At 73.4% G+C, this 21,760-nt stretch carries 17 protein-coding genes and 1 pseudogene; 12 read left to right on the top strand and 6 right to left on the bottom strand.

The features are described 5' to 3' along the window. Positions 1 to 33: 33 nt before the first annotated feature. Genes bagB through HAV39_RS43230 form a run of 3 tightly spaced genes read right to left on the bottom strand, consistent with a single transcriptional unit; the run spans position 34 to position 3,131 of the window. On the bottom strand, positions 34 to 1,158 hold the full coding sequence (gene bagB / locus HAV39_RS09155; protein ID WP_191838699.1) for an ArsA family ATPase: 1,125 nt from the start codon (positions 1,156 to 1,158) through the stop codon (positions 34 to 36). A 9-nt stretch (positions 1,159 to 1,167) separates the two neighbouring features. Continuing rightward, positions 1,168 to 2,154, bottom strand: a complete 987-nt coding sequence (bagA, locus tag HAV39_RS09160; protein ID WP_191838759.1) for an ATPase BagA — start codon at positions 2,152 to 2,154, stop codon at positions 1,168 to 1,170. A gap of 23 nt (positions 2,155 to 2,177) precedes the next feature. Beyond that, complete coding sequence (locus tag HAV39_RS43230; RefSeq protein WP_191838700.1) at positions 2,178 to 3,131, bottom strand: Rv0361 family membrane protein; 954 nt, start codon at positions 3,129 to 3,131, stop codon at positions 2,178 to 2,180. Between the two features lie 134 nt (positions 3,132 to 3,265). Between HAV39_RS43230 and sp36 the strand changes: the two genes are divergently transcribed. The 7 genes and pseudogenes from sp36 (at position 3,266) to HAV39_RS09200 (ending at position 12,804) form a co-directional block, all read left to right on the top strand. Further along, positions 3,266 to 3,424 carry a Sp36 family protein gene (gene sp36, locus HAV39_RS09170; protein WP_120317449.1) on the top strand — a complete coding sequence of 53 codons (159 nt, stop codon included), beginning with the start codon at positions 3,266 to 3,268 and terminating at the stop codon, positions 3,422 to 3,424. Positions 3,425 to 3,461: 37 nt separating this feature from the next. After that, positions 3,462 to 3,923: a RidA family protein gene (locus tag HAV39_RS09175; RefSeq protein ID WP_191838701.1), complete on the top strand. Its 462-nt coding sequence runs from the start codon at positions 3,462 to 3,464 to the stop codon at positions 3,921 to 3,923. A 199-nt stretch (positions 3,924 to 4,122) separates the two neighbouring features. Continuing rightward, the gene (locus HAV39_RS09180) at positions 4,123 to 4,824 is read left to right on the top strand and encodes an MBL fold metallo-hydrolase (RefSeq protein WP_191838702.1); all 702 of its coding nucleotides are present in this window, start codon (positions 4,123 to 4,125) and stop codon (positions 4,822 to 4,824) included. A 7-nt stretch (positions 4,825 to 4,831) separates the two neighbouring features. Then, a complete protein-coding gene (locus HAV39_RS09185; RefSeq protein WP_191838703.1) occupies positions 4,832 to 8,443 on the top strand; it encodes an adenylate/guanylate cyclase domain-containing protein in 3,612 nt (1,203 codons plus the stop codon). 3 nt (positions 8,444 to 8,446) lie between these two features. Continuing rightward, positions 8,447 to 9,363: pseudogene (locus HAV39_RS09190) on the top strand (serine/threonine-protein kinase); the annotation flags it as partial. 145 nt (positions 9,364 to 9,508) lie between these two features. Continuing rightward, a complete protein-coding gene (locus tag HAV39_RS09195; protein WP_191838704.1) occupies positions 9,509 to 10,786 on the top strand; it encodes a carboxyl transferase domain-containing protein in 1,278 nt (425 codons plus the stop codon). Beyond that, positions 10,783 to 12,804 (top strand): acetyl/propionyl/methylcrotonyl-CoA carboxylase subunit alpha, encoded by a 2,022-nt coding sequence (locus HAV39_RS09200; protein WP_191838705.1) that lies wholly within the window; start codon positions 10,783 to 10,785, stop codon positions 12,802 to 12,804. Before HAV39_RS09195 ends, HAV39_RS09200 begins: the two co-directional genes overlap by 4 nt. Before the next feature lie 361 nt (positions 12,805 to 13,165). Here HAV39_RS09200 and HAV39_RS09205 read toward each other — a convergent pair whose 3' ends face one another. Continuing rightward, on the bottom strand, positions 13,166 to 14,248 hold the full coding sequence (locus HAV39_RS09205) for a chaplin family protein (protein WP_191838706.1): 1,083 nt from the start codon (positions 14,246 to 14,248) through the stop codon (positions 13,166 to 13,168). A gap of 651 nt (positions 14,249 to 14,899) precedes the next feature. Next, complete coding sequence (locus HAV39_RS09210) at positions 14,900 to 15,577, bottom strand: Crp/Fnr family transcriptional regulator (RefSeq protein ID WP_120317442.1); 678 nt, start codon at positions 15,575 to 15,577, stop codon at positions 14,900 to 14,902. A 242-nt stretch (positions 15,578 to 15,819) separates the two neighbouring features. Between HAV39_RS09210 and HAV39_RS09215 the strand changes: the two genes are divergently transcribed. The 5 genes from HAV39_RS09215 to HAV39_RS09235 all read left to right on the top strand — a co-directional run bounded on the left by HAV39_RS09215 (position 15,820) and on the right by HAV39_RS09235 (position 20,480). Next, positions 15,820 to 17,004 carry a CapA family protein gene (locus HAV39_RS09215; RefSeq protein WP_191838761.1) on the top strand — a complete coding sequence of 395 codons (1,185 nt, stop codon included), beginning with the start codon at positions 15,820 to 15,822 and terminating at the stop codon, positions 17,002 to 17,004. A 10-nt stretch (positions 17,005 to 17,014) separates the two neighbouring features. Then, positions 17,015 to 17,755, top strand: coding sequence for an endonuclease III (nth, locus tag HAV39_RS09220; RefSeq protein ID WP_191838707.1), 741 nt, complete (start codon positions 17,015 to 17,017; stop codon positions 17,753 to 17,755). Positions 17,756 to 17,853: 98 nt separating this feature from the next. After that, a complete protein-coding gene (locus HAV39_RS09225) occupies positions 17,854 to 18,537 on the top strand; it encodes a TlpA family protein disulfide reductase (protein ID WP_191838708.1) in 684 nt (227 codons plus the stop codon). Between the two features lie 73 nt (positions 18,538 to 18,610). After that, complete coding sequence (locus tag HAV39_RS09230; protein ID WP_120317439.1) at positions 18,611 to 19,297, top strand: NUDIX hydrolase; 687 nt, start codon at positions 18,611 to 18,613, stop codon at positions 19,295 to 19,297. Positions 19,298 to 19,301: 4 nt separating this feature from the next. Continuing rightward, positions 19,302 to 20,480: a MarP family serine protease gene (locus HAV39_RS09235; protein WP_191838709.1), complete on the top strand. Its 1,179-nt coding sequence runs from the start codon at positions 19,302 to 19,304 to the stop codon at positions 20,478 to 20,480. A gap of 3 nt (positions 20,481 to 20,483) precedes the next feature. Here HAV39_RS09235 and mycP read toward each other — a convergent pair whose 3' ends face one another. After that, positions 20,484 to 21,728 (bottom strand): type VII secretion-associated serine protease mycosin, encoded by a 1,245-nt coding sequence (mycP, locus tag HAV39_RS09240; RefSeq protein WP_373311905.1) that lies wholly within the window; start codon positions 21,726 to 21,728, stop codon positions 20,484 to 20,486. Positions 21,729 to 21,760 lie beyond the last annotated feature (32 nt).

The raw sequence follows: 21,760 nt of genomic DNA on the forward strand, positions 1-21,760 counted from the left end.
GTTTTCGCCTGATCGGCGGGAACGGCCCTCCGGTCATTCGGCCCGGGTGGCCAGGGCCGCGCCGATGGCCCGCAGGCCGACCAGGTCGTGCACGTCGGTCGGCTGGGCCGGCACGTACGCGACCGGCACCTGCGGGAACTCGTCGGTGAAGCCGGTCGACACCTCGGTCTCCCGGGCCACCTGCCGCATCAGCAGCGCGTGCACCTGCAGCGCCTGGGCTGTGAGCGCGTGCTCGGCGTGCTCGGCGGACAGCTTCTCGGCCGCCTCCGCGCTGTCGGCCGCCGACAGCTCCGGCAGCTCGGACCGGTGCACCCGGTTGAGCACCAGCCCGGCCAGCGGCATGCGCTCCGCGCCGAGCCGCTGCGCGAAGTAGGTGGCCTCCCGTACGGCGTCCGGCTCGGGCGCGGCCACCACCAGGAACGCGGTCTGCGGATCCTGCAGCACCCGGTAGGTGCGGTCGGCGCGCTCCCGGAACCCGCCGAACGTGGAGTCCAGCGCCGATACGAATCCGGACAGGTCGGTCAGCAGCTGCGCGCCGAGGATCTTCTGCACCGCCTTGGAGAACACCCCGAACGAGGCGGTGACCAGGTTGAACATGCTCCTGCCGCCGGCCCGCGCGGGCACCATCAGCAGGCGCAGCATCTTGCCGTCCAGGAAGCGCCCCAGCCGGGCGGGCGCGTCCAGGAAGTCCAGCGCCGACCGGGACGGCGGGGTGTCCACCACGATGAGGTCCCACCGGTCGGTGGCCCGCAGCTGGCTCAGCTTCTCCATCGCCATGTACTCCTGCGTGCCGGAGAACGTCGAGCTCATGGCCTGGTAGAAGGGGTTCGCGAAGATCTCCTTCGCCCGCTCGGGCGCGGTGTGGCTGAGCACCACCTCGTCGAAGGTGCGCTTCATGTCCAGCATCATCGCGTGCAGGTCGCCGTCCCCGGCCAGGCCCTCCACGGGCCGCGGGGTGTTGTCCAGCTCGGTGAGGCCGAGTGACTGGGCCAGCCGCCGGGCCGGGTCGATGGTCAGCACGACGGTGCGACGGCCGTGCTCCTCGGCGGCTCGCACTGCCAGGGCCGCGGCGGTGGTCGTCTTGCCGACCCCGCCCGAACCGCAGCAGACCACGATGCGTACGCCGGGATCTGCCAGCAGGGCGTCCACGTCGAGCATGTGCTCAGCCTAAGGGGCGGAGCGCAACAGTCCGGCAAGGTGCTGCACACCGGCCAGATCCACCCCGTCCGGCAGCAGCGGCAGCTCGACCACGGGCCGGCCCAGCGTCGCCAGCTCGCCGCGCAGTTCCTCCTCCAGCGCGCGCCGCGCCTGGTGGTCGCGCGCCTCGTCGAGCAGGGCGGTCACCGTACGCCGGTCGACCGGCAGCCCCACCGCGCTCAGCCCGCGCTTGAGCTCCGCCTGGGACAGCCTGCTGCCGTCGCCGAGCAGCGGCGGGCGGGCGCAGTTCACGATGATCCGCCCGACGCTGATGTTGAGCGCGGTCAGCTCGCGCAGCGCGTCGGCGGTCTCCTGCACCGGCATCTCCTCCAGCAGGGTGACCAGGTGCACCGAGGTCATCGGCGAGCGCAGCAGCGCGGCGACACCCTCGCTCTGCGACTTGATCGGGCCGAGCTTGGCCAGCTTCGCGGCCTCCGCGGTGACGTTGAGGAAGCGCCCGATCCGGCCGGTGGGCGGCGCGTCGAGCACCACCGACCGATACACCCGCCGGCCGCTGTCGTCGGTGCGGGTGGTGGCCTCCTTCACCTTGCCGGTGAGCAGGATGTCGCGCAGGCCGGGGGCGACCGTGGTGGCGAAGTCGATCGCGCCGAGCTTGCGCAGCGCCCGCCCGGCCGCGCCCATCCGGTAGAACAGCTCCAGGTATTCCAGCAGCGCCTCCTCGGGGTCGACGGCGAGCAGCCGCACGTCCACGCCGACCTCGCCGAGCCGGCGCTCGGCGTACGGCAGCGGCTCCAGCTCGAACAGCTGAGCCAGGCCCTGCCGCCCCTCGACCTCCACCAGCAGCGTGCGCTGCCCGCCCGCGGCCAGCGCGAACGCCAGCGAGGCGGCGACGGTGGTCTTGCCGACCCCGCCCTTGCCGGTCACCACATGCAGACGGGCCGGCCAGGCAGTGTCATGTGCACTGCGCCGGGCCGGCCCGTCACTACCGTCGTTCAGCACCCCTCGATGGTGCCAGGTGGCTACTTCACCTCGCAGACGAACCAGCCTTCGTGCTTGACGAGGGTCAATGTGAGCTTCTGCTCGGACATCTTCTCGTCGCTGGTGACCAGCTTGATGGTGACCTCGGCGGTCGCCTGGGTCGCCGTCTCGCCGGAGATCTTCGGGCTCTCCCAGGTGAAGTTCGGGCCCTTGAGCTGCGCCGTCTGGGACTTGATCTCGGCGATCTTCGCCTCGATCTCCTTGCGGTCGCGCGCTTCACCGCAGACGAGCTTCTCGGCGGCCGCGGCGTTGCCGCCGCTCTTGTAGACGGCCGTGAGGAAGCTCTGCGTGGCGTCCTTGGCCGACGTCGCGCCGGTGCCCTCGGTGTTGCGGGTCAGCAGCACGTACGCGCCGATGCCGCCGCCGCACAGCAGCAGGAGCAGGCCGAGCACGATGCCGATGATCAGCGGAGCCTTGCTCTTCTTGACCGGTGCGCCGGGCACACCGGGCGCGCCCGGGTAGGTCATGCCCGGGTAGGCGGGCTGGCCGGACACCGGGTATCCGGGCTGGCCCGAGACCGGGTACGCGGGCTGGCCCGAGGTCGGGTAACCGGGCTGCGCGGGGTACGCGGGCTGGCCGGAAGTCGGGTACGCGGGCTGGCCGGAGACCGGGTAGCCGGGCTGCGGCACGGTCGGGTACGCCGCGGTCGGCGGCGGGGTGGGGAAGGCCGGCGCGGGCGTGGCCGAGACCGGGGCAGGGGCGCCGGACACCGGCGAGGCGGGCGCGTCCTCCGCGATCGGCAGCGTGGCGGGAGTCGGCGTGGCCGGGGTCGGCTGGGCCGGGGTCGGCTCCGCCTCGGGCGGCAGCGGCACGGCGGGCTGCGGCGTCGTCGGCGGCGTCACCGTCGCCGACGCGAACGGGTCGGCCGGCGGCGGGTACGCGGGTTGCGTCGGTTGCGGCGCGGTCGGCTGCTGTTCGTCGTGCGGCTGGGTCATGCGATCTCCCCTGGTCTTCGTCACAAGGCCGCGACACTCAGCTGCCCCCGCGGCGGCTCAGCTTAACCGCACCTCGCACCCTGTCGCAGCAGGGATCGACCAGGCCGATCTTCCCGGCACGTTAGGTTATGCCCATGACGAAGTGGGAGTACGTCACCGTGCCTCTGCTGGTCCACGCGACCAAGCAGATCCTCGACAACTGGGGCGCCGACGGCTGGGAGCTGGTCCAGGTCGTGCCCGGCCCCAACCCCGAGCAGCTGGTGGCCTACCTGAAGCGGCCGAAGTCCGCCTGAGCACAACCCCGCGGATCCCGCGGTGAAGGAGACAAAGATGTCTGACCCGTACGAAAAGCTTGCTGAGCTGGGGCTGAAGCTGCCCGAGCTGGTCCCGCCCGTGGCGGCGTACGTGCCCGCGGTGCGATCCGGCAACCACGTGTACGTCTCCGGCCAGCTGCCCATGGCCGACGGCAAGCTGCTGGCCACCGGCAAGGTGGGCGCCGAGATCACCGCCGAGCAGGCGAAGGACCTGGCCGCCCGGTGTGCCCTGAACGGACTGGCCGCACTTGAGTGGCTGGTCGGCCTGGACAAGGTCGTCCGGATCGTCAAGGTGGTGGGTTTCGTGGCCTCCGCCCCCGGCTTCACCGGTCAGCCCGGCGTCATCAACGGCGCGTCCGAGCTGTTCGGCGCGGTCCTCGGCGAGGCGGGCAAGCACGCTCGCAGCGCCGTCGGCGTGGGTGAGCTGCCGCTGGGCTCCCCGGTCGAGGTCGAGCTGATCGCCGAGGTCCGCGGCTGACCCGGGTCCGCCGCCCCGCAGTTCAATAGACGTCGGCCTATCCGGATGAGTTCGATCGCGAATTCGTCATCTGGATAGGCCGACGTTCATGTGACACGGGCTTGGCGTGGCCCGCCGGGGCCGGTGCGGCGGTGGGTGTGCCGAAATCCGATCACCGCGGGAGAGGGCGCGCCGTCCCGGGCTAAGTAGAGTTCTCGACATGACGGCGCGGCTGACCTCGGAGCTCCTCCCGGCGTGGGTGACCTGGCTGCGGGCACCCAACCCCGGCCCGATGACCCTCGACGGCACGAACACCTGGCTGCTGGACGACGGCACCGTCATCGACCCGGGTCCGGATGACCGGGCCCATCTCGACGCGATCGTCGCGGCCGGTCCGGTGCGCCGCATCCTGGTCACGCACGGCCACCACGACCACGTGGAGGGCGTGGCCACCCTGGCCGCGATGACCGGCGCGAGCGTCGGCGAAGCGCCGGACTGGCTGACCGTTCTGGACACTCCGGGGCATACCGCCGATTCGGTATGTTTCCTCGCGGAACGCGACGGAACGCGAGTCGTGTTCACCGGCGACACCGTCCTCGGCCGCGGCAGCAGCGTGGTCGCCTGGCCCGACGGCGACGTCGGGGCATACCTGGCCAGCCTGGACACGCTGACCGGCTACCCCGTGCCGGGACTGCCCGGGCACGGTCCGGTGCTGCCGAACTGCGCGGTGGCCGCGGCCTGGCTGCGCGCCCACCGGCTGGAGCGCCTCGACCAGGTGCGTGCGGCGCTCAAGCAGGGCGCCCGCACCCCCGAGGATGTGGTGAACATCGTGTACGCCGACGTCGAGCCGGGGATCCGGTTCGCGGCCGAGTGGACCGTGCGGGCACAACTGGCATACCTCGCGACGTTGAGCGAGCTGTGAAGCCGTCATGACGTGTCCTGTCTGCGGCACCGTGCCGGTGCCCGCCGCCCGCTTCTGCCACCACTGCGGGGCGGCCCTGCCCGCGGCGGCGACGCTGCCCGCCACCGAGCGCCGCGTCGTCACCGTGCTCTTCGGCGACCTCTCCGACTTCACCTCGTGGTCGGAGGAGCTGGACCCGGAGCGGGTCGGCGCGGTCACCGATCGGGTGCTTTCCGCCCTGGCCGGCGCGGTGAAGACGTTCGGCGGGCACGTGGACAAGCTGACCGGCGACGGCATCATGGCCGTGTTCGGGGCCCCGGTGGCGCACGAGGACGACGCCGAGCGGGCCGTGCGGGCCGCGCTGTCGATGCAGCGCGCGGTGCGCCGGGTGCTCGACGACGAGCGCGGCGGCGGTGCCCCGACCGGCCTGCGGCTCGGCCTGAACACCGGGCCGGTGGTCGCGGGCGTGCAGGCCGGGCTGGAGTACACGGTCATCGGCGACACCGTGAACACCGCCGCCCGGCTGGCCGACGCGGCCGCCGTGGGCGCGGTCTACGCCGGGGCGCGCACGGTCGCGGCGACCGGTTCCGTGGCGGGCTGGCGCAACCTGCGGCCGCTGCGGCTGAAGGGCAAGCGCGAACCCGTCGAGACGTACGAGCTGCTGGGCCTGCACGACGCGCGGGGCAGCCGGGCCGGGCTGGGCGAGGAGGGCCCGTTCGTGGGCCGCGAGCCCGAGCTGGGCCGGGTCGCCGGCCGGCTGGCCGAGGTCGTGGACCGCGACGAGCCGCGGGTGCTGGTGTTCACCGCCGAGGCGGGCATCGGCAAGACCCGGTTCGCCACCGAGGTGGAGCGCTTCGCCAACGGATACGAGGTCAGCGCGGGCCGCTTCGCGGCACGTACCCAGGCGCGGGTGCTGCCGGTGCGGTGCGCCGCGTACGGCGAGCGCCGCCGCCTCGCGCCGCTGTCCGACCTGGTCAGACTGGCCATCGGCCTGCCCGCCGACGCCGCCACGGCGGTCACCCGGCAGGTCGCCGAGGAGCGGCTGCGCCGGCTGACCACCCGGCTGACCCAGCGCAGCGAACCCGGCAAGCCGGTCAGCGTGGACGTCGACGCCCTGCTGTCGCTGCTCGGCTATGCCGACCCGAACGAGCTGGCGCAGTGGCACGGACTGTCCGGGGACGACCCCGAGCAGCCCGGCCGGGAGACGGCCACGCTCGCGGTCGCCGTGGCCCGGCTGCTGGACGCGCTGGCCACCGAGTCGCCGCTGGTCGTGATCGTGGACGACCTGCACGACGGCACCCCGGAGACCCTCGACGCGCTCGGCTTCGCGCTGGAGGAGCTGACCGGTCCGGTGCTGGTGATCCTGCTGGGCCGCCCAGAGCTGGTGCGCCGGGCGGGACAGCTGACCCGGGTCGCCGACGCCGAGGCCAACACGCTGCCGCCGCTGCGCGGCGCGGACGCGGCCCGGCTGCTCACCGCATACCTCAAGGGCGGCCGGCTGCCGCAGGCCGACGAGGACCGGCTGCTGACCACCGCCCAGGGCAACCCGTTCTACCTGGCGGAGCTGACCACGCTGCTGATGGAGCGCGGCGCGCTGACCAAGGCGGGCGCGCAGTGGCGGCTCACCCCCGGCTCGCTGGGCAACCAGCTGCTGTCCCGGGACCTGGCCGCGGTGCTCGCAGCCCGCATCGACGCGCTGCCCACCGAGGCGCGCGCGGTGCTGCGCGACGCGGCCGTGGTCGGCGACACCGTGCCGACCGGCGCGCTGGAGGCGCTGCGCGAACGCCGTTCCGGCCGGGACGGCCGCCCCGCCGCGGTGGTCGCCGTCGAGCTGGAACGGGCCGTCGACGAGCTGCTGCAGCGCCGCATGCTGCGCCGGGTGCGGGGCGGGTTCGCCTTCGCCACCCCGCTGCTGCGCGAGGCCGCGTACGGCGGCGTCGGCAAGGCCGACCTCGCCGACCGGCACGCCTTCCTGGCCCGGTGGGCCGCCCCGGGCGAGCCGCCGGTGCAGGTCTCCTCGGGTCGCACCGTGCCGGGCCTGACCGGGGTGAACGAGGCCATGCGCGACGCCTTCGTGGCCGAGCACGCCGAACGCGCCACCCGCCTGGCCGACGCCGTGCGGCTGCGCCCGGACGTGCCCGCCCGCCAGGTCGCGCCGCTGGGCGTGGCCGCGCTCGGCCGGGCCGCGCGCCGGGCGGGGCAGTCCGGCGAACCCGCCGAGGCCGTCGGCTACGGCGAGCGCGCCGCGCGGCTGGTCCCGGGCGCGCTGCCGCTGCCCGACCGGCTGGTGCACGCGCGCTCGCTGCTGCAGTACGGCCGGATCGCCGAGGCGCTGCACGACGCCGAGAAGCTGGTCGCCGACGCCACCGACTCCCCGCGCACCCGGGCCGGGGCGCTGCTGCTGGCGGGCCGGGCACAGGTCGCGCAGGGCGACCCGCACCACGCGTACCGGCTCTGGTCCGAGGCGCTGACCACGGCCACCGACGCCGAGCTGCCCGGCGAGCAGGCCGAGGCGATGCGCCGGCTGGGCATGGCCGACTTCCTGGGCGGGCGGCTGGGCGACGCGTCCAGCCGGTTCGCCGGGGCGTACCAGATCGCGGTCACCGCGGGCGACCGCAAGTCGCAGGCCTGGTCGCTGCAGAACCTGGCCTGGGTGACCACCACCCGCGGCGACTTCGCCGGCGCGGACGCGGCGCTGGCCCGCGCGGCAAGGCTGTTCGCCGAGGCCAAGGACCCGGTGGGCCGGGCCTGGCTGCGCGGCACCACCGCGTTCGCCCGGCTGCTGTCGGGCCGGCTCAACGAGGCGCTGCGCCTGGCGCACGTGTTCCTGCCGTTCGGGGAGCGGGTCGGCGAGGCCTGGGCGGTCGGCACGCTGCGCGCGGTCGCCGCGTTCGCCGCCGCGGAGCTGGGCGAGCTGGGCGAGGCCGACCGGGAGGCGCGGCGCGCCTACCGCGACTTCGCCGCCGCCAAGGACGTGTGGGGGCGCGGCTTCGCGCTGGTCGCCCGCGGTGTCGTGGCGCGCGGGCTGGGGGAGTACGGCCACGCCGAGGACCTGCTCGGCGAGGCGCTGGAGGAGGGCGAGAAGGTAGGCCACCCGCTGCTGGTGGGCATGGCCGGCACGGTCCGCGGCTTCGTGGCGCTGGACCGGGGCGACTTCGAGGCCGCCGAGCTGGACGCCCGCTCGGTGCTGACCATGGTGTCGCCGTACGGCGTGCTCGACCCGGCGCGGGTGGGCCCGCGGGCGCTGCTGGGCGCGGCCCGGCTCGCCGCGGGCGACACCGCGATGGCGATCCGGCTGCTGACGCCCGTGGCGGCCGCGCCGCACGCGCCGTCCATGCTCTACTCCCGCCGCCAGGGCGTCGCCCTGTACGCCGAAGCGCTGCTCGCCGCCGGGCAGATCGAGGAGGCGCTGGCCGCCGCCGAGCTGGCCGAGGCGCTGCCCGCGGTGGACGTGCGCAGCCTGGTGCGCTCCGCCGCGGTGTACGCCCGGGTGCTGGCCTCGGCCGGGCGGCACGAAGAGGCGCTGGTCGCGGCCGAGCGGGCCCGGGCCCTGGCGGACGGGACCCAGCAGACGAGCGAGCGCGCCGTTGCATTGGCGACATGGGGTGCCGTCACGTCGGGGCGAGGCGCTACCGTCTAGCCCGTGAAGCACACGCCCGCCTTCCCGGAGATCCCCGGACTCACGGATCTGTCGCTGCTCGCCATCGGCGGCTACGCGACCATCTTCCGTGCCGTGCAGGGGTCGGTCGGGCGTGAGGTCGCGGTCAAGGTGGAGAACCGCACCATCGACAGCGACCGGGACCGGTCGCGTTTTCTGCGCGAGGCGCGGGCCGCGGGCAAGATGTCCGGCCACCCGCACGTGGCCGACCTGTTCGACGCGGGGGTGACCGCGGACAACCACCCCTACCTGATCATGGAGTTGTACGCGGGCTCGTACCAGGACCGCATGCCGCTGCGCCCGCACGAGGTGCGCGACCTCGGCGTGAAGATCGCCGACGCGCTGGCCGACGCGCACGAGCGCGGCGTGGTGCACCGCGACGTGAAGCCGGCCAACATCCTGATCAGCCACTTCGGCGAGCCCGCGCTGGCCGACTTCGGGCTGGCCATCCTCGCCGAGATCCGCGACCCCGACATCACCCTCGACGTGATGACCCCGGCGTACGCGCCGCCGGAGGCGTTCCGCCGCGCCGAGCCGGCGCCGCCCGGCGACGTGTACGCGCTCTGCGCCACCCTGTACGCCCTGCTGCGCGGCGCACCGCCGCGCTGGGAACGCGACCACCCGCCCGGCCTGCTCACCCTGATCGAGATGTTCGCCCAGCCGGTGCCGGACCTGCCCGAGGTGCCCGCCGCGCTGTGCGCGATCCTGCGCCAGGGTATGGACAACGACCCCGCCGCCCGGCCCACCGCGCGGGCGCTGGAGGAGCTGCTGGCCGACGTCGACCTGGACGGCCCGGCGCAGGAGGACCAGTCGACGGCGGACGTGTCGAACGTCGCCGGGCCCGAGGTCCCGGCCCAGCGCCAGGGCTTCTTCGGCAACCTCATCGACAAACTGTTCCAGTGATCGAATAGGCGTCCGCACCTGCGCTGACGCTTCACCCGCCCTGAGGTGTAGGGCACGACGCGCCGTCGGGCGCGTGTCGCCCCCCTTGAACCACTCGTTGCTCTGGTGTCAACAAGCGGTGGAGCACCGAGGAGCAGGTTCACCATGGCGACTCTCGACACCGCGCTGGACCCCCGCGCGCCCTCCTTCCTGGACAACCGAAGCACCGCCCAGGCGGCCCTGCGTGCGCTGGAACAGGCGCACGGGCAGGCCCGTGACGGCGGCGGCGAGAAGGAGGTCACCCGGCACCACGCCCGTGGCAAGCTGCTGCCCCGCGAGCGCATCGAGCTGCTCGTGGACTCCGACACGGCACTGCTGGAACTCGCCGCGACGGCGGGCCGCGAGGCGGGCGAGCCGGTCGGCGCCGGGCTGGTGACCGCGCTGGGCGTGGTCGACGGCATCGAGTGCATGCTGATCGCCAACGACCCGACCGTGTACGTCGGCGGACCGGCCCAGGCGGGCCGGGCGAAGTTCGCCCGCGCCGTCGAGCTGGCCGACCGGCACCTGCTGCCGCTGGTGCTGCTGCTGGAGTCGACGCCGCAGGAGCAGAGCCGTCCCGGCGTGCCCGATCCCTGCTTCGCGCGGCTGGGGCGGATGGCCGCGCCGGTGCTCTGCGCCGTGTTCGGCCCGCTGGACGCCTGGCTCGCCCCGCTGCCCGACCTGGCCGACCACACCATCACGGTGCGCGGGCGCGGTGATGCGGCCCGGATGGACATGGTCGCCGAGGACGAGCGCGACGCGCTGCGCATGGTGCGCCAGACGGTGCGCCGGCTCGTCACCTACCAGCACGGGGCGCAGACCGGCGCGGTCGAGCCGCCGCGATACGAGGCCGAGGAACTGCTGGCCGTCGCCAGCGCCGACCCGGCCGCGGTGACCGAGCCGCGCGAGGTGCTGGCCCGGGTGCTCGACGGCTCCGACCTGGACGAGTTCCGTCCGCAGCGGGGCGGTGCGCTGCTGGCCGGGTTCGGCGCGGTACACGGCCACCCGGTGGCCGTGCTGGCGGCGACCGGCCCCGCGATCGACCCCGACAGCGCGGACAAGGGTGTGGAGCTGGTCCGACTGGCCGGCAAGGCGGGCGTGCCGGTGCTGGTGCTGGCCAACCCGGCCGGGCACGCCGAGCCGGACAGCTCCGCGCTGCTGCTGCGGGCGCTGGCCCAGGCCGAGCGGATCACCCTGGTGCTGGGCACGTCGCCCGGCTCCTGGGCACTGGCCGGGCCGGGCTTCCGGTTCAGCTGGCCGGTGGGCGAGGGGTCCACCGAGCCGTACGACGGCGTGATCGACCCGCGCGACACCAGGACCGTGCTGGGCATCTGCCTATCGGTGAGCGCGTCGCCGGCCCGCAAGGCACCGGGCAACGCGCCAGAGCGTGAGGTGGCGTCATGATCCGCAGACTGCTGGTGGCCAACCGGGGCGAGATCGCCCGTCGCATCTTCGCGACCTGCCGCGCGGTCGGGGTGGAGACCGTCGCGGTCTACTCCATCGCCGACACCGACTCCCCGTACGTCGCCGAGGCCGACTACGCCGTACAGCTGCCGGGTTCCGCGCCGAGCGCGACCTACCTGCGAGGGGACCTGATCCTCGCGGCCGCCCGCAAGACCGGCGCGGACGCGATCCATCCCGGCTACGGCTTCCTCGCCGAGAACGCCGACTTCGCCGCGATGGTCACCGACGCCGGGCTGACCTGGGTCGGCCCGCCCGCCAAAATCATTTCGGTGATGGCCTCGAAGATCGACGCGAAGGCGCTGCTGGCCGAGGCCGAGGTGCCGGTCCTGCCCAGCTGGACCGATCCGTCCGCGGTGGACGAGTATCCGGTGCTGGTCAAGGCGGCCATCGGCGGCGGCGGCCGCGGCATGCGCATCGTGCGCGACGCCGAGTCGCTGGGCGAGGCGGTCTCCTCGGCCCGGCGGGAGGCGTTCGGCGCCTTCGGCGACTCCACGGTGTTCTGCGAGCGCTACGTCGAGCAGGCCCGCCACATCGAGGTGCAGATCGTCGCCGACCAGCACGGCAACATCGTGACGCTGGGCGAGCGCGAGTGCTCCATCCAGCGCCGGCACCAGAAGATCATCGAGGAGGCGCCGTCGCCGGCCGTCTCCCCGGAACTGCGCGAGAACCTGTGCGCCGCGGCGGTGCTGGTCGCCGAGGCTATCGGCTATGTCGGCATCGGCACGGTGGAGTTCCTGCTCAGCCCCGACGGGGAGTTCTACTTCCTGGAGATGAACACCCGCCTGCAGGTCGAGCATCCGGTCACCGAGTGCGTCACCGGCTTCGACCTGGTCCGGCTGCAGATGTATCTGGCCGAGGGCGGGCAGCTGCCGTTCGCGTCCGCGCCGCCCATGCGCGGGCACTCGATCGAGGTGCGGCTGTGCGCCGAGGACCCCGCCAGCAACTGGCTGCCCGCCACCGGGCAGGTGCACCGGTTCGCGGTGCCCGAGGTCTCGGCCCAGTTCCGGCCAATGCTCCAGCCCGGCATCCGGGTCGACTCCGGGGTGGAGCCCGGCACCGTCGTCGGCGTGCACTACGACTCGCTGCTGGCCAAACTCGTCGCCTGGGCCCCGACCCGGTACGAGGCCGCCCGCATGCTGGCCGGAACCCTGGCGCGGACCCGCATCCACGGCCTGGTCACCAACCGCGACCTGCTGGTCCGGGTGCTGCGGCACCCGGCGTTCCTCACCGGCCAGATCGACACCGGCCTGCTGGACCGGCAGCCCGAGGTGTTCGCGCCGCTGCTGTCCTCGGTGGAGGCGGTTCGGCTCAGCTGCCTGGCCGCGGCCCTGGCCGCCGCCGCCGGGCGGCGGGCGGCGGCCCCGGTGCAGCGCGGCATCCCGTCCGGCTGGCGCAACGTGCCCACCGGCGCACAGACCGTGGTGTACGACGGACCCGCCGGCCCGGTCGAGGTCGGCTACCGCCTCGACGGCACCGGCGCGCTCGCGCAGTGGTGGGTCCGCGCGGTCGACCCCGAGGAGCTCGACCTCGCCGGGCTGGGCCAGGTCGGCCCGGTCGACGACCACCCGCCGGTCGCGGTCGTCTCGGCCGCCCCGGACGAGGTCGTGCTCGACGTGGCCGGCATCCGGCTCGCCCTGCACGTGCACGAGGTCGGCGAGACCGCGTACGTCGACAGTGCCGAGGGCTCGCTCGCCCTGCGCCGGCTGCCCCGCTTCCCGGAGCCGGTGCAGGAGCTGGAGGAGGGCTCGCTCACCGCGCCGCTGCCCGGTGCGGTGGGCCGGGTGCTGGTCGCCCCCGGCCAGCGCGTCGGCGCCGGTGACCTGCTGCTGACCCTGGAGGCGATGAAGCTGGAGCACCCGGTGCACGCCCCCGCCGACGGCGTGGTCGCCGCGGTGACGGTCCGCCCCGGCGTACTCGTCGACACCGGCGCCCTCCTCGCCGTCCTCACCCCCGCCTGACCGCCCCACCCGGGCCCGACCCGGCCCCCCACCTGCCGCAACTCTTAAAGACTCGCGCCCACAGGAGCTTCCTGTGGGCGCGAGTCTTTAAGACTTGCCGGGTTGCCGGGTGGCTGGGTGGTTGGGGGAGGGCCCGCCCGGGGGACGAGAAAGGACGTCCCCCGGGCGGGCCGGATGGTGCCCGGTCCGGGGGACGTCCTCTGGTGGTGCTTCGGCCAGCGCGGGTCTTCGGTCAGCGAAAGGGAGTCGCGCTGGCTGCCGGCCTGCCGGCGAGGTGAGGCGGGTGCAGTGTTTCGCCGGTTCCGGTCCGCGGGTGACTTCTCAAGTCATCGTGGGCCGTGCCCGCCGGCAGGCCGGACGGTTACTGGTTGGCGGACGCGCCGCCGACGCTCCAGGCGGCCGCGTCACCCAGCACGCCCACGGCCACGCCGCTGACGTTGATCGGGATCTGGATCGGCGCGTACACCTGGGTGCCGTTCAGGATGCCGTGGTTGCCGGCGCTGATCATCTTGACGTCACCGTCGTGCTGGTGGTGGCGGCCCTGGTGGTTGTGGTCGTGACCGTGGTCCGGGCAGGGCTGCGGCCGCGGCTTGGGCTTGGGCTTCGGGTGGTGGTTGTTGCCGCCACCGTGGCCGCCGCAGCCGTTGTTGCAGGTCGTGCCGTTGCCGCCACCGTTGCCGCCGGTGCTGTTGTTGCCCTCGGCGGCGTCGCTCTCGGTGTCGAAGCGGCCCATGGTGCCGACCGCGTCCAGCGCGTCGATGTCGATCGCGTCGGCGCCGCGCGCCACACCCTGGTTGCCCAGCAGCCCGCCGACCACCGGCAGGCCGCCCTTGGTCAGGTTGCCCACCAGCGGCAGGCCGCCGTTGCCGAGGTTGCCGACGAGCGGGAGACCACCGCCGCCGAGGTTGCCGACCAGCGGCAGGCCGCCCTTGGTCAGGTCGCCCACCAGCGGGAGACCCCCGTTGGTCAGGCCGCCCACCAGCGGCAGGCCGCCCAGCAGGTCGCCGGACTCGGTCGACTCGCGGCCGTAGCCGTCGTGGTCGTCGTCGTGGTCGCAGCGGCTGTCGCACTGGTGCTTCTTCTTGTGGTGGTCGCCGTCGAGGTCGGCGCTCGCGCCGCCCTCGCACCACGCCGAGGCGTCGCCGAGCACGCCCGCGGCCACACCGCACACGTTGATCGGAGCCTGGATCGGCGCGAAGATCTGCGTGCCGTTCAGGATGCCGTGGTTGTTGGTGCTGATCAGACGGGCGTCGAAGACACCGTCGAGCTCGGCGGCGCTACCGCCGGTGCAGCCGGCGACCGCGTCACCGCCCACGCTCGCGGCGACACCGCAGAGGTTGATCGGAGCCTGGATCGGAGCGAAGACCTGGGTGCCGTTCAGCACCCCGGTGTTGCCCGCACTGATGACGGTGGCCTCGGCGTACGCGGCGGTGCCGGTGGCCATGACCGCGCCGGCAGTGAGAGCGCCGGCCTTCAGTGAGCGTCGAACCCACGTGTTCATAGTGGTAGGGACCTCTTTCGATCGTCGGAGACATCCGACCGACCGATCGAGGCGGTGCAAGAGGTGTCCAGTTCGCCCAGGCACAGGCGAAAGGTCACCGCACGATCGGTCAATGTGGACACGTCTAGCCGCGCTCAATTTGCGAGGTTCGCGACCACTCGGACCAACGAAGTCCCACTGGGGCTGACATGTCAGCGACAAGTTCCCGACACTTTGACCAGCCAAAATGCACAGGTTTGTCCGGATTTGTCCACAATCCAAGAGGGTCCTGGGAGCACCTGTCGCAACACCTAACGACGCGGCCCCTCATCCGTCGCTCGGCCGACCCGGACCGTCCGAACGTATGACCTCACCGAGTCGGCGACGCCCACCTCGACATGGCCGCGAGGTGCGCGCCCCGCAAGGTCATCCGACTTGCCTGGCAGGTGTGCGTATCTTGAGCGCGCATTTGCCCATGTGCCAGGCAAGTCGGGCGATCATGGATGGCCGAGCGCAACCGGCCCGACTTGGGGCGGTGGGTGAGTGGGGACATGGTCGCGCCCACCGTCGCGCGCCGGGTGGGCGCGGGAGGTGGGCGCGTGGTGGTGCGGCAGGTCAGACGCGGGCGCGTCGGGCCAGGCGCTCCGGGTCCAGGATGATGACGCTCTTGCCGTCGAGGCGCAGCCAGCCGCGCGAGGCGAAGTCGGCCAGGGCCTTGTTCACCGTCTCGCGTGAAGCGCCGACGAGCTGCGCCAGCTCCTCCTGGGTGAGGTCGTGGGTCACCCGGAGCACGCCGCCGTCGCGGGTGCCGAAGCGGCCTGCCATCTGCAGCAGGTTCTTGGCGACCCGGCCGGGCACGTCGGTGAAGATGAGGTCGGCCAGCGCGTCGTTGGTGCGGCGCAGGCGGCGGGCCAGCACTCGCAGCAGCTGCTCGGCGATCTCGGGCCGGTTGTTCAGCCACGGACGCAGGGCCTGCTTGCGCAGCCGGGCCAGGCGCACGTCGGTCACCGCGGTGGCGGTGGCGGTGCGCGGGCCGGGGTCGAACAGGGAGAGCTCGCCGAGCATGTCGGAAGGCCCCATCACGGAGACGAGGTTCTGCCGGCCGTCGGCGGCGCGTCGACCCAACTTGATCTTGCCGGAGAGTACGATATAGAGGCTGTCTCCAGGCTCACCCTCGTTGAACACGATCTCGCCCTTGCGGATCTCGATCGTTTCCATCTCACGAGCAAGTGCCTCGGCGGCCTCCGGGTCGACACCCTGGAAGATCCCGCTACGAGCCAGCACCTCGTCCATCGCCTACCTCCATCGACGCGGATCGTGGGCATACCGTGGATTAACTCGTCGCTACACGTACGCCGCGCGAGGTCAGTCTAGGCGCACGCAGGTGGCAACCGGACGCCAACCCCCGTAATCCTGCGACCTCGGCCAGTGCCGCTCGTGGCACCAGGCGGGTAGAGTGCCCGGCGATGTCCACACACCCCCTGAGCCGCCCCGATACCCCCGCATCGTCCGCGCAAACGCCGCCCCGCTCCACCATGGACCGGGTGTTCGGATCGCTTCGCGCGCGTCCGGGGGTCTCTGCCGCGGGCGCGATCGTGCTCCTTGTCACAGTCGTCGGCCTGGGTTTCTCGGCCCTGACCTCGCCGGCCGACGCCGTCACGGCGCAGTGGCACACCCCGGAGGGTGCCGCCGCCGTCACGCCGACGGCCGCCCCCGCCGAGCCCACCGCGGACCCGGCGGCCAACGCCATCAGTATGTCCGCGACCGGCGACATCATCATGGGCGACGCGCCGCAGGATCTTCCGCCGAACGGCGGCAAGGGCTACTTCGACAAGATCAAGCCGTTGCTGCCCGCGGATCTGGTGATGGGCAACCTGGAGCAGCCGATCACGGACGAGACGGGCACCGGTAAGTGCCCGCAGCCCAAACCGGGCGAGCCGGTCAACTGCCACCAGTTCCGGGTGCCGCCGTCCTACGCCCAGCACCTGGTGGACGCCGGGTTCGACCTGCTCAACACGGCCAACAACCACAGCCGCGACTTCGGCACGGCCGGGTTCACCAACACCCAGCGGGCGCTGGACGGGGTCGGGCTCAAGCACACCGGGGCGACCAACCAGATCACCGTCGCCGAGGTCAAGGGCGTCAAGGTAGCGGTGGTGGGCTTCTCCTCGTACGCCGGCAACAACCCCCTGCTCAACCTGACCGCGACCAAGACGATCGTGGCGAAGGCCGCGGAGCAGGCCGACCTCGTCGTGGTGCAGGTGCACATGGGCGCCGAGGGCGCGGACAAGAGCCACGTCCGGCCGGGCACCGAGAACTTCCTGGGCGAGAACCGGGGCAATCCGCACGCCTTCGCCCGTGCCGCGATCGACGCCGGCGCCGATCTGATCGTCGGGCACGGCCCGCACGTGGTGCGCGGCATGGAGTTCTACAAGGGCCGGCTCATCGCGTACAGCCTGGGCAACTTCGCCGGCGGCGGCCAGCTGCGCAGCGAGGGCCGGCTGGGCTGGGGCGGCGTGCTCAAGGTGACCCTGAACCCGGACGGGGGCTTCGTCTCCGGGCAGTTCCACTCCACGATCTTCAGCGGCGCGCACGGCGTCCCGCAGCCCGACACCAAGGAGCGCGCGCTCGGGCTGATCACCCAGATGACCAAGGAGGACTTCGGCGCGAGCGGCGCGGTGCTGAGCGCGGACGGGGCGATCAGCGCACCCGCGACGTAGGCTCTCTGCCGTGGTATCGGTGACGGGCGAGACCGACCTGGCGCGCAAGCGCCGGGTCCGGCGGATGGCGCGCGAACTCGCCGTCATCCATCCAGACGCGCACTGCGAGCTGGACTTCACCGACCCCCTCGAACTGGCGGTCGCCACGATCCTGTCCGCGCAGACCACCGACGTGCGGGTGAACCTGACCACGCCGGCCCTGTTCGCGAAGTACCGCACCGCCGCCGACTACGCCGGGGCGGATCGCGTCGAGCTGGAGGAGATGCTCCGCCCGACCGGCTTCTTCCGGAACAAGGCGGCCTCCCTGATGGGGCTCGGCCAGCAGCTCGTCGACCGGTTCGGCGGCGAGCTGCCGCGGACGCTGCCGCAGCTGGTGACGCTGCCCGGCATCGGCCGCAAGACCGCCAACGTGATCCTCGGCAACGCCTTCGGCGTCCCCGGCATCACCGTGGACACCCACTTCCAGCGGCTGGTCAACCGCTGGGCCTGGACGGCGGAGACCGACCCGGTGAAGATCGAGCACGCGGTCGGGGCACTGGTCGAGAAGCGCGACTGGACGATGCTGTCGCACCGGGTGATCTTCCATGGTCGCCGGGTCTGCCACGCCCGCAAGCCCGCCTGCGGCGCCTGCCCGCTGGCGAGCATGTGCCCGTCGTACGGCATCGGCCCGACCGATCCCGCCGAGGCGGTCAAGCTGCTCAAGGGTCCCCGCGCCGCGGAGATCGCCGCCCTCGCCGGGGTCGGCGCATGAGCCTGCCCACCCACCCGGCCCCTCGGCAGGGCCTGCATGAGGCCGCGCTTTCCGGGAAAGTGTCGCCACCGGCCGCCGTGAAGCGGCGTCTTCCCGGAATGGGCGCCCTGGCGACTGCCGTGGCCGCCGCGACCCTGCTGGCCGGGTGCACGACAGCGGGCGCGCCGCAGCCCGACGAGGCGGTGCCGCAGCCGTTCGCGGCCTGCGCCCCGCTCACCGGCGGCGGCCCGGCCGCCCCGAACGAGGCCCTCCCGTCGAGCGGCACCGCGACACCTGGCGGCACGGCCGCCACCACGTCCGGCGCGGCCACCAGCACGTCCCGCGCGGCCGCCACGGCGTCCGGGACGGGCGGCGCGGGCGACGGCAAGGCCCGGGTGATCCGGCTGCCGGAGCTGTCCCTGGACTGCATGGCCGGCGGCGCTGCGGTGCGCGTGGCCGAGCTGCGGGGCCCATTGGTGATCAATTTATGGGCGTCCTGGTGCCCGCCGTGCCGTAAGGAGCTGCCCGCCTTCCAGCGGTTGGCCGACAGCGGCCGGGTGCCGGTGCTCGGCGTGGTCACCGAGGACGGCCGCGACGCGGCGGCCTGGCTCGCCGACGAGCTGAAGGTGAGCCTGCCGAGCGTGTACGACCGGTCCGGCGGGCTCAAAGCCGCCGTCGGCGAGAACCTGCTGCCGCTGACGCTGTTCGTCGGCGCGGACGGCCGGGCGACCGTCTACCGCGACGTCGCGCTGACCGACCAGACCCTGGCGCAACGGGTCGAGCAGCACTTCGGCCGCGCATGAACGAGCGCGGCGAGGAGAGCGTGTCGGCGGCCCCCCGTGACCATGCCACCGACGGGCGCAGCGAGGAGAAGGCATGAGTGAAGTGGTCACCGGGCAGCCGCCGGCATGGTTCGAACCGCTGCTGACCCGGGTGCGCGCCGCGCGTGCCGTCGACTTCACCCGCATCCCGACCCCCGACGAGGGCGGCCGGCCCGCCGCCGTGCTCATCCTGCTGGCCGAGGGCGAGCAGGGCCCGGACGTGCTGATCATGCAGCGCTCCGCGACCCTGCGCAATCACGCCGGCCAGCCCGCCTTCCCCGGCGGTGCGGTGGAGCCGGAGGACGCCGATCTGACCGCCACCGCGCTGCGCGAGGCGAACGAGGAGGTCGGGCTGGACCCGGCCAGCGTCACCGTGCTGGCGCAGCTGCCCACGCTGTGGATTCCGGTCACCGACTTCCTGGTCACCCCGGTGCTGGCCTGGTGGCACGCGCCGCACCCGGTCGGCGCGCACGACCCGCGGGAGGTGGCGCACGTGGCGCGGCTGCCGCTGGCCGAGCTCGCCGACCCGGACCACCGGCTGCGGGTGCGCCATTCCAGCGGGTGGATCGGCCCGGCCTTCCAGTCGCGCGGCATGCTCGTCTGGGGTTTCACCGCCGGCGTGCTGTCCACGCTGCTCGAACTCGGCGGCTGGGCGCGGCCCTGGCCGACCGACCGGATCGAGGCCCTGCCCACCCCGCCCGCCACGCTTAGTGGCACCGCCGATGTCCCTTCCGTAGGCTGAGCCGATGTCGGTCGTCGACGGTGTCCTGATCATCCTGCTGTTGCTGTTCGGTGTGAGCGGCTACCGGCAGGGTTTCGTGGTGGGCGTGCTCTCGTTCATCGGGTTTTTCGGGGGCGCCCTGATCGGCCTCCAGCTCGGGCCGCTGCTGGCCGGGCTGCTCGACGACGCGGTGCTCAAGCTCGTGGTGTCGCTCATCGCCGTGTTCGGCCTGGCCGTGCTCGGCCAGTCGCTGGCCGGCTGGTGGGGCGGCAAGCTGCGGCGGGCGATCACCAACCGGGCCGGGCAGACCGTCGACGACCTGGGCGGCGCGGTGGTCTCCGTGCTGGCCGTGTCGCTGGTGGCCTGGCTGGTCGCGGTGCCGCTGAGCGACGCCGCGCAGCCCGGGCTGGCCAAGGCGGTGCGCAGCAGCAGCCTGCTCGCGGTGATCGACTCGGTGATGCCGGGCGAGGCGAAGGCGCTGACCGAGGCGCTGCGCGACACCGTCGACACGAACGGCTTCCCCGAGGTGTTCGGTGACCTGGTGCCTACCCAGGTCAAGGAGGTGCCCGCGCCGGATCCCAAGTTGAAGGGGTCGCAGGTCGTGCTGAACGCCAAGAAGTCCGTGGTGAAGGTGCTCGGCAGCGCGCCGAGCTGCAGCCGCCGCATCGAGGGCTCCGGCTTCGTCTTCGCCGACGAGCACGTGATGACCAACGCGCACGTGGTGGCCGGCACGAAGACGATCCGGATCGAGCTCAACGGGGCCCGGCTGCAGGGCACGGTCGTGGTGTACGACCCCGAGCGCGACCTTGCCGTGATCCACGTGCCGTCGCTGAACGCGCCGGTGATGCGCTTCGCGAACTCGCCCGCCAAGACCGGCGCGGACGCGATCGTGCTGGGCTTCCCGCTGGACGGGCCGTACGACGCGCAGTCGGCGCGGGTGCGCGACGTCGGCGACATCACCGGCCCGGACATCTACGAGGACGGCACCGTCACCCGCGAGGTCTACACGATCCGCGGCCTGGTGCGCAGCGGCAACTCGGGCGGCCCGCTGGTCGCCGCGGACGGCAGCGTGCTCGGCGTGATCTTCGCGGCGGCTGCCGACGACCCCAACGTCGGCTACGCGGTCACCGCCGAGGAGGCCTCCACGGTCGCGCTGATGGGTCGCACCCGCACCAGGGCGGTCGGCACCGGCAAGTGCGCCTGAGCGTCACCGGCCGTCGGGCAGCCGGCTCGATCTGAGGTCCGCGCGGCGCAGGGCGGTGATCGCGCCGCCCGCCAGTGCGACGACCCCGACCAGGGCCAGGTTCAAACCACCGCGCTCGCGGCGCGGCAGCGCCTCCGCGGTGGCCTCGGCCGTGACGGACGGCGACGTGGCCGGCACCGGACTGCTGCGCGTCGGGGCCGGCGCGGTGCCGAAGCCCACCTTGCCCGGCGGCGGCGCGGTGTCCAGCGTGTTCGTCCGGACCGGCGCCACCTCGGCGGTGAGCGCGGCGACCGGATCGACCAGGCCGTAGCCGTATTCGTCGTCGCGTCCCGCCGGTCCGAGATCCTGCGCGGTCGCGATCAGGCGCTGCACCACCTCGGCGGCGGGCATGTCCGGCCAGCGGGAGCGGACCAGCGCGGCGGTCGCCGACACCAGCGGTGCGGCGAAGCTGGTGCCCTGCACCTTCCAGTAGCCGCCGGGCCGTGCCCCGACCAGGTCGGTGCCGGGCGCGGCCAGCACGGCCTGCTCCCCGGTGAGCGAACCCTGCCAGAGCTGATGGTGGCTGCCGGGGGCGATCGCGGTGACCGCGAGCACGCCCGGCTCGCGGGCCGGGTACCAGATCTCGGTGGGGCCGCCGGTGCTCACGTTGCCGACGCAGGCCACGACGACGACGTCCTTGGCGAACGCGTAGTCGATGGCCTCGGCCAGCGCGTCGCTGGCCACGCCGCCGCCCAGGGACAGGTTCACCACGGAGGCGTCGTGATCCACCGCCCAGCGGACTCCTTCGGCGACCACCCGCGCGTCGTCGTACTTGTTGTCCTCGTCGAGCACCCGCACCGGCAGGATCTTCGCCTTCGGCGCGAGCCCGACGACCCCGCGGCCGTCGTCGGCGCGCCCGGCGATCAGCGCGGCGACCGTCGTGCCGTGGCCGACCGGGTCGTCGCGGCCGGTGCCGGAGTTGTCCACCAGGTCCAGGCCGCTCAGCACCTGACCGTTCAGATCCGCGTGGTCGCCGACGCCGGAGTCGACCACCGCGACGGTGACGCCCGCGCCGTCGGACAGCTGCCACGCCCGCGTGGCGCGCAGCGTGGCCAGCTGCCACTGGTCGTCGGCGGTGCCGGCCCGGGACGCGCGCTGCTCCGCGCCTGCCCGCAGCTCCGTGACGTCGGATGTCGCGGCGTCCGGCGGGGTGGTCGCGGCCAGGCTGCCGAACGCGGCCAGTGTCAGTGCGCCCACGACGCGTAGCAGCGCCGTCGCATCTTTTCGCGGCACGGCGCTGA

Source organism: Catellatospora chokoriensis (genome assembly GCF_011297315.1).
Taxonomy (GTDB): Bacteria; Actinomycetota; Actinomycetes; order Mycobacteriales; family Micromonosporaceae; genus Catellatospora; species Catellatospora citrea.